The sequence below is a fragment of the Chryseobacterium urinae genome (assembly GCF_030518295.1).
Lineage (GTDB): Bacteria > Bacteroidota > Bacteroidia > Flavobacteriales > Weeksellaceae > Chryseobacterium > Chryseobacterium mucoviscidosis.
Genome location: NZ_JAULSJ010000004.1, coordinates 106330 through 119185 on the forward strand (window position 1 = coordinate 106330; position 12856 = coordinate 119185).

Sequence of the window (12856 nt, forward strand, 5' to 3'; positions counted from 1 at the left end):
AGGTTGTTATTTTTATGACAACCCTGTTTTATCTCAAAGATAATGATAAATTGATATAGTGATATTTAGTAAACACAATATATAACAACACGCTCTATTTAAAATTGATTTAAATGCAGACTTTTTTATGAGAAGTCCCAAAATGATTAATCATATTTTTTTTAATTAAAATTCTGTAGTTTAGTAATTGAAGTAACAATATAACCCTTGAGTATGATAAGAAGATTAAAGTTTGACGAGTTTTTAAGGTCTGTATCAATAAGTAAAGATAATTCATTTTCCATGCTTTTAGGTGCTGGCTGTTCTATTACTTCAGATATCCAATCAGCAAATGACTGTACTTGGGAGTGGAAAAAAATGATCTATAAAAGTAATAATCCTAATACTCAAGAATGGATTGAAAATTATATGAACCCAAAAGTCCAAGACTCAATACAAAACTGGTTAGACACTCAAGGTACTTATATCGAAAGAGGACATACTGACGAATATTCTTTTTATGCTAAAAAGTGCTTCCCTATAGATGAGAATAGAAGACAATATTTTCAGAAGATATGTGCAAATAAAACCCCTTCAATAGGATATAGAGCAATTCCTATGCTGGTGAAACAGGGCATGTTAGATTCTATTTGGACAACAAATTTTGATGATCTTATTCTTACAGCTTGTGTCCATGGTGGAATAACAGGTATTGATATTTCATTAGAAACCGTGAATAGGGTTAATCAAAGGACTCAGAGTAAAAATGAACTTCCTGTTATAAAACTTCATGGTGATTTTAAATATGGTGATTTAAAAAATACCTCTCAAGAATTACAATCTCAAGATCAAACTCTAAGAAATAAATTAATTGAATATTTAAAAGATAAGCATTTAATTGTTCTTGGTTATAGTGGTAGAGATAAATCTTTAATGGACACACTAAAAAAATCATATTCAGAAGCAGGAGCTGGAATTCTCTTTTGGTGTGGATATGGAGATAATGTTAATCAAGAAGTTGCAGACCTATTAGAACATATAGAAAATAGTGGAAGAATAGCTTATTATATTAATACAGAGGGTTTTGATATTACAATGATTAACCTCACTAAATTAATTATTGAAGATAGTTTGGAACTAAAAAGAGAATTTGAATCAATACAAAAAATTACAGAAGTTAGCTCAAATAAACCATTTAATATTCAACTTGAAAGAATTAATAAAGTACTAAAAAGTAATCTTTTTCCTATTGATTTCCCAAAGGAAGTTTTAATTGCCGAAGCAACTCTGGGAGATAAACCTTGGGACAAAATAAAAGAAAAAACTTTTTCAGATAATTTGGTTGTTGCAGCCCCTTATGGAAAATTTATCTGGAGTTTTGGTAAAGCCGAGGACATTCAAAATCTTTTTTCAGAATTTAAAATTGGGCAACTAAGCAGAAAACCTTTAATTGATATAAAAATTTACAATCAAAGTATAAGCCATCTGTTATTATGCTCAATATGTAAAATTTTTAGCTTTAAAAATAATTTAGAAACAAATTTCAAAAATAAAATTTGGGATAAGGCTCAAAGTATAAACATTTTAAACCATAAAGTTTACAAAGCTTTAAAATTTGGTTTAGAAAAAATTGAGGGGAAATATTACCTATCTCTAAATCCTGACTTTCATATTGAAAATACTAATATTGACAAGGAAATCAAACAACAAATAGGTTTAGCTTTTTTTCATAAAATTTATAATGACAAATTTAATATATACGTAAATGATTGGAGAAAAAAGCTATTAGCTTCAAAGGTAAATAAGTTAGAATTTCCTATGAATTCAGGTACAGGATTTATTTTCACTATACATGGAAGTCCAATCTTCACTAATATCTTAGATTTGAATAACCAATATTCAAAAAATCACAATGTACCTTACAGTTTATTAAAACTAAAAGGAGTCCAATTTAAAGAAACCGACTTAGTATTTTCAACAAAAAATGGAAACAAAAAATCCTTTGATACTCACCCTATGAGAGGACTTATAAATAATAACCCATTTGATACCAATCTACACAAATTATTAGATGAAACCATAAATCTTGGTGTTATATGTCCAGAACAAGATTCTGAAAAATTTCTAAAATTTTTGAATATGCAGAATCAAGAAATTCCTAAAAATAATCCAAAAGACAATTACATTATCGATTTTAAAGGATTTTATAACATTTATAATATCAGTCTAAATATTCCCACAATAAATTCTCAAAACTGGAGAACAATTAATAACCCTACTGAAAGTGATAATAAAAAGATAATTCATGAAATAAAAGCAAGTATTTGTGACAAAATCAATAAATTAAGCACTATTGGTTCCCAAAAAATAATTGTAATTTATATTCCTAAGAGGTGGGATAATTATTTACATTATAATAACGGTATAGAATCTTTTGATTTGCACGATTATATTAAAGCTTTTTGTGCAGAAAAAGGTATTACATCTCAAATAATTAGGGAAAAAACCATAACAGATGACTTACTAAATTGTCAAATCAATTGGTGGCTATCCCTTTCTTATTTTGTCAAGTCATTTAGAACTCCATGGGTGATAAATAATACTGATAAAAATACTGCATTTGCGGGAATAGGCTATAGTGTTGATAATAAAAAGGATAATCATAAAGGACATATAATATTAGGCTGTAGCCATATTTATAGTTCGGATGGAGAAGGTCTAAAATATAAATTGTCAAAAATTAATGACAAGATTCAGTGGATTAATAGAAAACCCCACTTGAGCTATGATGATGCTTATGAATTTGGAAGAAATGTTCTTCATCTTTTCTATGAATCAATGAATGATGTACCCAAAAGAGTTGTTATTCATAAAAGAACTTTTTTTACAGACGATGAAAAAAGGGGTATTTTAGATAGTCTCTTAGACAATAAAAAAATTGAAAATGTAGATTTAATTGAAATAAATTTCGAAAATAATATAAGATATGTTTCCAGTAAAATAGTAGATGGCGAAGCTAAAATTGATGGATTTTCTGTATCCAGAGGCACTTGCATTCAAATAGGTAATTACGAAGCATTATTATATGCTCATGGAATTATTCCTTCAGTTGTAAATTCAAACTTTAATTTCTATCCTGGTGGCAGATATATTCCTAAGCCATTAAGAATAATTAAGCATCATGGTAATGGAAGTTTAGAACAAATTGCAACAGAAATTCTTGGATTAACAAAAATGAATTGGAATTCATTAAATATGTATTCACAATTGCCAGCAACAATTTCATCATCTAATGAAATTGCAAGAATTGGAAAATTAATTGAAAATACTGAAAAAGTACAATATGATTATAGATATTTTATTTAAAAATATTTTCCGAAAAATTACTTTTGCTAAAGAAAACATTATCAAAATTTCTATTTAGATATTGAGCTAATTTTGTGTAATGTTCACATTGAAGATTACCATTTTTATAAAAAAAGACATTCTCATTCAGCAAATGATCTAAACAAGTAAAAAGAATACTTTTCTTACAATTTTTAGAGAATATTTCATCGCATTCAATGGCATAAATTAGCTTGTCAATATTCAGAAAATTTGTTCTTGGCTTACCTTGAAACTCATTTTCAACATTAGTTTCATTCTGATTATTTATAAGTATAAAATCCTTATGTAGATTATCAAATGGTCCATTACCGTGCCTTGTTTGATATACTCTTGTTACATATAGAACATTGACGTCAAAATGATTTTTATTACCTTCTAATATATTAAAAACATTCTGAGAAGTAGTATTGCTTTTAGTAATATAAGGCTTAGTTCCAAAATTCTGATCTATCATGATTCCCTGTGAACCTTCAAAGATTATATTATCCCAATTATCAATAATTTCTCCAAAATCATTAATAACTGTAATTTTATTTTCATCAATCAGGTTTCTAACTCTTGAAACACTCTCACAGAATAAATTATCTTCCAAATCATGATTAAAATTATTAAAATTAAAAGAAGTGTCAATATTGATTTTGCTTCTATAGAATTTTCTGATATCAGATAATTTTCTTTTTAAATTAACTTCATTTAAAATATCTTGAAAACAGAAAGGTAAGGTTTTGCTTCTCTCTATAGTAGCTCCAAATCCAACACCACAACTACCCTTTCGTTTATCTTTATCTAAAGTCAATTCAACTGCTCTATTATATAATACATCATAATGTGTAGTTATTGGCGAATCAATATCAATAAAGAATTTAAAATCAAAATTTAATTGAGAAGCTTCTTCAATAAAAAAATTGGGGGCAAATGTACAATACTTAGACCAGTATGTAGGTAAACCCCTCATTGTGCCAGAACCAAAATTCGAAAAAATATGCTTCTCACCCATTTTATTCACCACACAATGTCCTGCTTGGTGTCCACCATTAAATCTAACAACAATAGAATTTGAATTTTTATATGAAAGGAAATCTGTAGCAATACCTTTCCCTTCATCTCCATATCCTAATCCAACAACTATAAATACTTTTTTCACCAAGATGCTTTATATATTGCCGTTGTAAAATCATCAGTAATTTCACAATTAGTATCCTTAAACATAAATAAATCAGCTTCCTTGTAATTCTCAGCCAATATTATTACACGTTTACCTTTAGCAAGAGCGTAACCAATCTCAAAAATAGTTCCTGGGTCATTTCCAGAAATTATAGCCAACACAGAATCACATTTTTCAATCTCGATTAAATCCCTGTTTCTCGCTTCATCCATTTGTATTTTAGATGCTTGGTCATCTAATAGACCTAAATCATGCATTGGCGAAAAAACTTCATTTCCGAATTCAATCAAAAGATTTCTGATTTCATTTACAAATAATTTATCACTTACTGTAAAAAACGGAGAAGCGATGTAAACTCTATTTACATCTTTGCTTACAATAGGATTATGATGATTATTTGAGACAATTAATGGCAGTTGCTGTGTTTCACAGAAATTAGCCACAGACTTTGAAGCAAACTTTGCTGCCTCTATTGGCTCAAGCCTTTCCTCTATCCACTTCCAAGCAAATACTGCGGAAAAAATATCTCCACTCCCTATAGACCATACTTTATTGGTTTCAAAAACAGGGATCATTTCATAAGAATCTTTATGAAAAACAATGGCTCCTTTTGCTCCATTCTTAATTACAACAACCTCTGCATTTTGAGATTTTTTAATTTCCCATCCTATCCCAATTAAGTCATCATCAAAACGTTTTGATATTATTTGAGCCTCATTTTTATTCAAAATAATAGCTAAATGTTGTGCTTTAGAATTTGTTTCAGTAAACGATATATGATTTTGAGGATCATAGACTACAAAATTACCAATAACTTCGCAATTATTATCAATCATTCCATAATACAAAATATTATCTGCTTTTACGTCTATACGTTCTTTTTTTTCACGCAGATTATAAATATTAGGTTTTGATAGTGGTGTAAAATAAGAAAACTCAAGAGTTCTCGAATCACTTTGAATCACGGAATTAGTAAAACCATATAATTTTGATTTATAATCTACATCGTTAAAATACTCTTTACCTACGATTCCCCTAAGTTGTATATCAATTCCTTTGTTACCTAATGCACATGTAGCTCTTAATGCTGAACCAAATAATTCAGAATAACTTGGAGTTAAACAATTTTCTAAGTAGATTCCACCGACAACTGTAAGCATATTACTATGGAGTATAATATCTAACTTTTATTTTACAATTTGAATTTTGCAACTGAATGACTATACCTTTGTAAACAAAACCTGCATCAATACATTTAATTAAGTTGTTTACAGCCAAAGAATCAAGCATCCCACATAATTTACCATCATAAAGAGCTACAATTAAGCCCAAGTCATTTTTTTCAATATTTAAAATATCACCAACTTTTAAACTGGTAGTAATTAGTTGTACATTTTTTAAATCAGTATCAAATTGTAAATCCTTACAATTAATCTCGCCATTGCCTGAAGCGATACCTTTTGTTGAATTTTGGATTTCACGAGTATAACTGTGAGAACCTCCACCACCTCCTTTCATAATTAAATATTTTTATTTAAATGTTTTTGTTTAATTATAGGCATTATTGTGTTTACCCATTTTTTACCATTCTTATTTGTCCATCTTGCTAAGCCACTTTCGTTATCATTCTCCAAATAAATTAATAAAGCACCATCACAGTTGAATCTCTCAGTGAAAGCTTTTAAAATATCCTCATCGCTTAGGTTTTCAAAAATTTTTAAAGAGGATGTTTTATTCTTCATATATTATTATTTTTTATTAAAAATAGAATATTTTTTCAATATACAATAAAAACTACCCTACATTTCTGTAGGGTAATTTCTCTAACTCAAAAACCAATGATAATCAGAATTACCATTGAGACTTTTTTGAATACCTTTGGTAAAATCAAAAGCATTCAAATTTCTATCTAAAAATGTATCTATATAACTGCTCTTATTAGCTTGTGTAAAGAGATTGTAGAGATCCCACAGATTTATATTTCCATTACTATTTCTGCAAAAACTTTCATCTTCATAATAATCTTTTGTAATGGTATTTATATGACCATCAGTAAATTGAAGCAATGGTATCTTTGATTTCTCTTTTTTAGGTAAATGCTGATACAACCTTGTTCTACCCAATAATTGAGCAAATTGCCGTTCAGTTAATGAGTAATCTACAAACTGTTTCATTTCAGATAAATGTTTTTCAGCATTATAATTGTTAAGTACCTTGAAAAGTTTAGATTGTAGTTCCTCATAACAACTTACTTTTAAATCATCAACAAATCCATCACTCCAAACACAAAGATTACAGCATACCTTATTCTGAAAACCAATGAAAAACTTAAACTTCTCAAAGGTTTTCTTATTGTATAAATTCTCCTGATTATAGGCTCTAACTCCGCCAATTGTTAACGACAGATCATTACCGTTAATATTATCAGTAATAGTTGGAATCTTGATGATAAAAGCCATTCTTTCATAATAGATGGTTTTCTCATGGTGTAATAAGTCCTTTACATTCTTATAAATAGCACCTGGAGTTCTACCTTTAATTTGGTGAGAAACCCTTATTTCAGGTTCACTTATGGAATGGTTAGGAAATACATCAGAAATACAATTTTGAGATATTTCTATGAACTCCTGATGACTAATAGTCTTTTCGTTATCCTTGCTGAATACAGGTATAATGCATTCATTTTTCAAATGCTGCAAATGAACTTCTTGTGTATTGGCTTCTATAAAAGGTTTGTGAGGATATTCAATTTGAGTTTGTAAAGATTCTGAGGGGATTCGTAAGTTACCTGGAGCTGGAATATATTCATTATCTCCAGGTGACATTTCAATTATTGTATCGCTGACTGGTCTTAAATCAAAAGCCTGCTCTAATGTAGCAGGCTTAATGTGTCTTAGTGTGTCCATTTGTTGAATAATTTTTAGGATTGGATAGTTGTATTAAGAAACTCTTTTTCTCTTCGTAATGAGGTTTAAGGTTCTCTTGATATTCGGGATATTGTTTGTATAAAGCCAGTAATTCGGCTATATTATTACAGTACTGGATTTGTTGAATTATCTGCTGTTCATTAAGAATATGCTGTTGTCCAGGTGTTCCACTATTACACCAATCTAAAATCAGCTTCCCTGTCAATTCACTTATCTGAAATTCAGATTTATCCATGAATAAGCCAGTCCTGTCTTTACTTGATACAGCAAAATGCTTAATGTCAATATCAAACACCAGAGTAAATTCATAATCCAATCCATCTCTTTGAACTGATTTCAAGCCTACTTTTTCAGGAATATATTTACCATCTTTTTGATTGAGTACATAATCTTGTTTAGTTCTCATAGTGGCAATGATATGAGCATTGGCTTGAAGAATTTTATCTACAAAGGCTTTTTGTCTCGGTGTAACCTTTGCCCAGTTAGTAAAGCTGTTTCCCGCTAATTTTGAATGAAAATCTAATAGTTCATCCCATTCATGAGAAATGGAATCTATAATAATGACTTCCATTCCTGCTTTTTCACAAACGTCAATAGCTTTAATATAATTCTCAGGTGTGAATGGTGGTGACATTGTCAGAACATTGTAGTTGCCTAAATGAGCATACAAATCAGCACTTCCATTCTCTGTATCAATTACAGCTACTTTTGACAAATCACCATTTGTCAGTCCTTGTGCTATGAGCAAGGAAGAATAAGTTTTTCCTGTTCCTGATGCACCTTGCAGAGCCATCTTGATTTTAGCTCTTTTTCTTTCGCTTTGTCTTAATTGCATAATATTTTTTGTTTAATGGTTAATTTTAAAAATGAAAAAAGGTTAAGTAAAATTTACTTAACCTCTGTGATTATTACTATGTTTAATTTTATATCTCGTCTAATGTTCTTACAGCGTTATCCAATACATCACTATCAAATTCTTTGAGATAAGTTGCTGTAATTTGAACATTGCTGTGTCCCATGAGTTCCGAAATAATATCTGTACTTACACCTTTATTTTTCATTATTGTTGCAAAACTATGCCTTGCAACATAAGAAGTTATATGTGTTTCTATTTTGGCTATTTTAGATATTTCTTTAAGTTTGAAATTAAATCTTGCCAAAACTTTATGCTTTCGATTAGCAATCTGCAAAGGAGTCATTTCATTGTGAAGTAAAATAGGAAATACATACTCCGAGTTATTTCTATCTTTGTAATAGTTAATAATTTCATTTGCTTTATCATTCAATTCAATGCTGAAATTTCCTTTTGTTTTTGAGCGAGTATATATAATTCTATTATTTTTTATATCTGTCTTTTTTAACTTCATCATATCAACGAAGTTCATTCCTAAAGTATAAAATGAAAACATAAAATAATGATAAGCTTCCAACAATTCAGGTCTTTCAGTTAAATCCACATTTTTGAATTTTGTTAGATCATCAAGTGTCAATGCTCGTTTTTTCGTTTTTGTTTTAAGTTTTGAAATCTTATAATCCTCAAACGGATAATCTTCTTTTGATATTATTTTTCTCCGAATTGCTTTTTTAATTAATGCTCTTAATTCCCTCATCTTAAAAGCAATACCTCCATCTTTATTACCACGAGACCTCATATATGCTTCAAATTTCTCCAAAAATTCAGGCGTTATATCAATAAATTTAATCTTATGATTAGAAAACTTTAGAAGTGTATTTCTGGTTTCACTATAAGCCCTTGCATTACCAAGCCTGTGAGCTGTTGTCATTTCTTCAATGATTTCATCAAAAAAAGGAATTACTAATTTTTTATCCTTTTGCCTTCCTTTAAACTTCTCTTCAAATTCCTCAAGAGAAAAATCCTTTTCATCTAACTGAAAATCTCTAATAATGTTTTGAGCTTTAACTTTATTCTTTGTTAAAATAATATTTTCAGTCTTATAATTCGGATGACCTTTTAAAAGTTGTTCATTTTCAAAATGTTCTCTGGAGCATTTCAGACCAATATTAATTTTTTTTCTTTTACGTGCTTTTATGATTTGTAAGTAAACAGAATATTGACCATTAGACATAGGTTTACTGTCAAGCACTATCTTAACGCTTGCATTCATTTTATTTTATTTTAAAAGTTTAGGAAAACTGCCCAAGAAGTTGGGCAGTTAGATTAAATTGCAGAAACTGCAATAATTGCAAGTTTACACCATCTTTCTGTCTCTGCGATATTCACCATGTTTGACCGGAATAATTATTTTCTTTTTTTTCCATTGGCTTAATTTATCGTCAACCGTTCTGGTTGGAATACCTAAAGTTTCACCTTTTTGTATTGCTTCCGCTCTTGTAAAAGTTGATGGTAATGAAAAAAGAAATTGCTCATCATTTTCTGATAAGAATGAATCATCAAATGAATTAAATGTTATTAATGAATGTTTTAATAATGTCTTCGTAATTCTTAAAGCTAAGATAAAATCAACATTTTCACATTGCAACTTTTTGCCTTCTATAATTTTATCTAAATTTCTTAATGCAGATAAAATCATTGCGATTCTATAACATATAAGACCATGTCTACGTAAATTAGATAAAAATGAATGAGAATGTCCGTTTATAATTGTCTCATGTAAAATCTCAAATTCTTTTGTAAAAGCTTTATTTTGTGACTTTGTAAATAAAAATTCTATTTCACAATCTAATTCTTTCAGCTTTCCATAAAAATCAAATATTACAGAAGCTTCATTTTGAAATATAGTGTTGATATCATTTGTTTTCTTTAAAAACAAATCAGATTTAAATCCAGAGATCTCATCAAAAGAATAAACAATAAACCTGGAAAACAATCCATTCTCTTTAGACTTTATTAAACTTTTGAGCTGTTGTGGTGTTCCACTTAATAATATTGATAATTTTGGTTCTTTTATATCAACAAAAATATTCTCTAATTTTCTGCTAATTGATAAAGGCTCGTGATGAAATGCCTTACGCAATACATCAGAATAATTACTCCAATCATTATTTAGCATAATACTCATTGTATCCGCTTCTGATTCTATTATAACTAAACCGTTCTGTGATTTAGATAAATAGGAGTACATTTCCGCAGTTGAAATATTGGCAGGTAAAATCTTGATTTCAGGTGAAGGGCAATTTTCAAAATCTCTTTCTTTCGCTTTTTTCTTTTCTTCTCTACATTCTTTCTGCTCCTGAATGCTTAATTCCAATAACCTATCGTGAATTTTCTCAATTAGAATCCTTGACTTATTCATAACGCCTTTGCCAGATGCAGCAGGCGCAATAATCATTGAATAAAGATTCGAATAGACTTTATCACTGTCATAAACCCCATAAACATTAGGTAAACAACCACTTAACACAGATAATGATGATACTAAAACTATATCTCTTTCTCTTCCTTCAAAATTATTTGTTATATTTTTCAATACAGAGGGTAATAATTTAAAGACTTTATCATCAAGCATTTCATTAACAATTCCATTATTATATTTAACTTCCTCCATACCTCTACACATTAATTTTGCTTTCAAAAACTTTAGGAAAAATAAAATATCCCTTATTATCATTCTTCATTCTATCATCATAAGGAGGTTCTTTTTTAGATAAAGAGTTAAAAAAAACTCCATCTGTATAAAAAACTAAATAATTCACTAAAACATCTGCCAATTTATAATCATATTTACTACTCAAAGGAGGAATTGAAATTTGAATTTTTTTTGGATAATACGTTACAGTTATACCTCTTTTAGTTTTTTGATCTATTTCATAAAGGTAGCCATTAGTGGCAGTCTGAATAATTGATAAGTTTTCAATAGTTCTTAAAATCCTTTTATTAAATTCATGATAATCAATTTCATCCGCATGACCAATTGAATAATATTCTAAATTTTTATACATCTTTTCTAAATTTTGAATTGTTCAACAATACCTCTTCTAAGGCATCTATACTCTTATTTTCATTTTGAAGCATCCAATTATCTAAATCAGATTTCTTAAAGTACAGTTTCCCACCATTAGGTTTGGAAAATGAAATTTTCGATTCAGATGTTAATTTATACAGTGAACTTTCTGATAAATCAAGATATTGGGTAGCTTCCTTGAAGCTTAAAATATCCTTTCCTATAAATGCAGGATATTCTTTTTTAAATTCTTTTGTTTTCATTTTTCTAAAATTTAAAGAAGTCCAGGTACCTTTATATTGGGACTTCGATTTTTTATGCTGCAAAGAAAACAAGTGAATACTCTTAGATACAATAGAAAAACCCTGATATCAGGGTATATCAGGGTTTATTATAATTTGGAAATAATCTCGTCGATAAGTTCTTTTTGGGGAGAACTTCTTTTAGACATTGAATCTTTAGAAGAAGAAAGTTGTTGTGAGGTAAATTTAGAACCATCATTATTTCTAAAAATATTTGTTAAATAATGATTTTCATAAGAAAGATAAGTTGATTTAATATGTCCCTTATTAGCTAACTCTCTGAATAAATATACCAATAATGGTTTGTTAGTTGTATTATTTTTTGAACTTTTTGCTATCCAATTGATACCTAACTTATTTTCTTCAGTTGTAAAAGCATTAACAAAATCTTCTTTATTACAAAGGATTAATGAATGATTAATTAGTGAAGTATATAGAGCTTCTATTTTCTTAATTTTACTTTCCTCATCCTCAGCAATTACTTCAAGTCGAGGAAAATTTTGTTTAGCTTGTCTCTGTATATTATTGATGTAAGATAAAATGTTTTTATCAGCAATATCTTTATAATGATATAAAAAAGGATACTTATCAATTAAATCTTTACGGAATATTTTAGATACTTGAATATTGATATTATCTAAATAAAAAAGAATTTTCTGCTTGCTTATTTTTTGCTGAAAATCCAGACCTTTATTTATATTTTCAAAGCCTTCGGTTAGGAAATTAAGTACAATTACACTAACCTCTTTACTAAAAGAAAAAATTTGTTCAGATTTTTCATCATCTACATAAATATCCTTGAGCATAGTGACCTGCATATTTATTCTATCAACATTTGTAATTCTAAGAGCAAAAGGTTCAATACTAAATGAATGATAAAAAGTATCTAATTTATCATCTATTGACTGAAGGTAAAGCTCAAGATTTCTGAATGGATATAGCAATTCGTTATTCACAACTCAAAAATAATAAAATGTTGCAGTATTGTTGCAGCCAAAAATAAAAAAAGCACCTACATTTCTGTAAGTGCTTGATTTAAAAAGTGGTCCCACCTGGGCTCGAACCAGGGACCACCTGATTATGAGTCAGGTGCTCTAACCAACTGAGCTATAGGACCTCAAAACTTGGTTAAATTTTGTGTTTGCAAAAATAGTAAAATTTCTTTCACTACAA

12 protein-coding genes and 1 tRNA gene are annotated in these 12856 nt (G+C 28.7%); 1 reads left to right on the top strand and 12 read right to left on the bottom strand.

Annotated features, from left to right (window positions below; translation table 11 throughout):
• The first annotated feature begins 213 nt into the window (after positions 1-213).
• The gene (locus QWT87_RS03730) at positions 214-3345 is read left to right on the top strand and encodes an SIR2 family protein (protein ID WP_302713738.1); all 3132 of its coding nucleotides are present in this window, start codon (positions 214-216) and stop codon (positions 3343-3345) included.
• Here the strand turns inward: QWT87_RS03730 and QWT87_RS03735 are convergent.
• The 12 genes from QWT87_RS03735 to QWT87_RS03790 all read right to left on the bottom strand — a co-directional run bounded on the left by QWT87_RS03735 (position 3338) and on the right by QWT87_RS03790 (position 12800).
• Positions 3338-4510: an adenylosuccinate synthetase gene (locus QWT87_RS03735; RefSeq protein WP_302713740.1), complete on the bottom strand. Its 1173-nt coding sequence runs from the start codon at positions 4508-4510 to the stop codon at positions 3338-3340. The genes QWT87_RS03730 and QWT87_RS03735 overlap by 8 nt on opposite strands.
• Complete coding sequence (locus QWT87_RS03740) at positions 4507-5691, bottom strand: PfkB family carbohydrate kinase (RefSeq protein ID WP_302713742.1); 1185 nt, start codon at positions 5689-5691, stop codon at positions 4507-4509. The genes QWT87_RS03735 and QWT87_RS03740 overlap by 4 nt, the downstream gene beginning before the upstream one ends.
• A gap of 4 nt (positions 5692-5695) precedes the next feature.
• Positions 5696-6049: a hypothetical protein gene (locus tag QWT87_RS03745; protein ID WP_302713744.1), complete on the bottom strand. Its 354-nt coding sequence runs from the start codon at positions 6047-6049 to the stop codon at positions 5696-5698.
• A 2-nt stretch (positions 6050-6051) separates the two neighbouring features.
• The gene (locus QWT87_RS03750) at positions 6052-6273 is read right to left on the bottom strand and encodes a hypothetical protein (protein WP_294307981.1); all 222 of its coding nucleotides are present in this window, start codon (positions 6271-6273) and stop codon (positions 6052-6054) included.
• A gap of 81 nt (positions 6274-6354) precedes the next feature.
• A complete protein-coding gene (locus tag QWT87_RS03755; RefSeq protein WP_407933581.1) occupies positions 6355-7437 on the bottom strand; it encodes a DUF3871 family protein in 1083 nt (360 codons plus the stop codon).
• Complete coding sequence (locus QWT87_RS03760) at positions 7415-8293, bottom strand: ATP-binding protein (RefSeq protein WP_302713748.1); 879 nt, start codon at positions 8291-8293, stop codon at positions 7415-7417. The genes QWT87_RS03755 and QWT87_RS03760 overlap by 23 nt, the downstream gene beginning before the upstream one ends.
• An 88-nt stretch (positions 8294-8381) precedes the next feature.
• The gene (locus QWT87_RS03765; RefSeq protein ID WP_302713750.1) at positions 8382-9584 is read right to left on the bottom strand and encodes a site-specific integrase; all 1203 of its coding nucleotides are present in this window, start codon (positions 9582-9584) and stop codon (positions 8382-8384) included.
• A gap of 84 nt (positions 9585-9668) precedes the next feature.
• Positions 9669-11012: a DUF3987 domain-containing protein gene (locus QWT87_RS03770; RefSeq protein ID WP_302713752.1), complete on the bottom strand. Its 1344-nt coding sequence runs from the start codon at positions 11010-11012 to the stop codon at positions 9669-9671.
• Positions 10990-11379 (bottom strand): hypothetical protein, encoded by a 390-nt coding sequence (locus QWT87_RS03775; protein ID WP_302713754.1) that lies wholly within the window; start codon positions 11377-11379, stop codon positions 10990-10992. The genes QWT87_RS03770 and QWT87_RS03775 overlap by 23 nt, the downstream gene beginning before the upstream one ends.
• Positions 11372-11644 (bottom strand): helix-turn-helix domain-containing protein, encoded by a 273-nt coding sequence (locus tag QWT87_RS03780; RefSeq protein WP_302713756.1) that lies wholly within the window; start codon positions 11642-11644, stop codon positions 11372-11374. Before QWT87_RS03780 ends, QWT87_RS03775 begins: the two co-directional genes overlap by 8 nt.
• A 128-nt stretch (positions 11645-11772) precedes the next feature.
• Positions 11773-12639, bottom strand: a complete 867-nt coding sequence (locus QWT87_RS03785; protein ID WP_302713758.1) for a hypothetical protein — start codon at positions 12637-12639, stop codon at positions 11773-11775.
• Between the two features lie 87 nt (positions 12640-12726).
• Positions 12727-12800: transfer RNA gene (locus QWT87_RS03790), tRNA-Ile, on the bottom strand.
• Between the last annotated feature and the right edge of the window lie 56 nt (positions 12801-12856).

Excerpts from the sequence above, each read along its gene's own strand:
- QWT87_RS03730 (WP_302713738.1), top strand. The coding sequence starts at position 214 with ATGATAAGAAGATTAAAGTTTGACGAGTTTTTAAGGTCTGTATCAATA.
- QWT87_RS03740 (WP_302713742.1), bottom strand. The coding sequence starts at position 5,691 with ATGCTTACAGTTGTCGGTGGAATCTACTTAGAAAATTGTTTAACTCCA.
- QWT87_RS03745 (WP_302713744.1), bottom strand. The coding sequence starts at position 6,049 with ATGAAAGGAGGTGGTGGAGGTTCTCACAGTTATACTCGTGAAATCCAA.
- QWT87_RS03750 (WP_294307981.1), bottom strand. The coding sequence starts at position 6,273 with ATGAAGAATAAAACATCCTCTTTAAAAATTTTTGAAAACCTAAGCGAT.
- QWT87_RS03755 (WP_407933581.1), bottom strand. The coding sequence starts at position 7,437 with ATGGACACACTAAGACACATTAAGCCTGCTACATTAGAGCAGGCTTTT.
- QWT87_RS03760 (WP_302713748.1), bottom strand. The coding sequence starts at position 8,293 with ATGCAATTAAGACAAAGCGAAAGAAAAAGAGCTAAAATCAAGATGGCT.
- QWT87_RS03765 (WP_302713750.1), bottom strand. The coding sequence starts at position 9,584 with ATGAATGCAAGCGTTAAGATAGTGCTTGACAGTAAACCTATGTCTAAT.
- QWT87_RS03775 (WP_302713754.1), bottom strand. The coding sequence starts at position 11,379 with ATGTATAAAAATTTAGAATATTATTCAATTGGTCATGCGGATGAAATT.
- QWT87_RS03780 (WP_302713756.1), bottom strand. The coding sequence starts at position 11,644 with ATGAAAACAAAAGAATTTAAAAAAGAATATCCTGCATTTATAGGAAAG.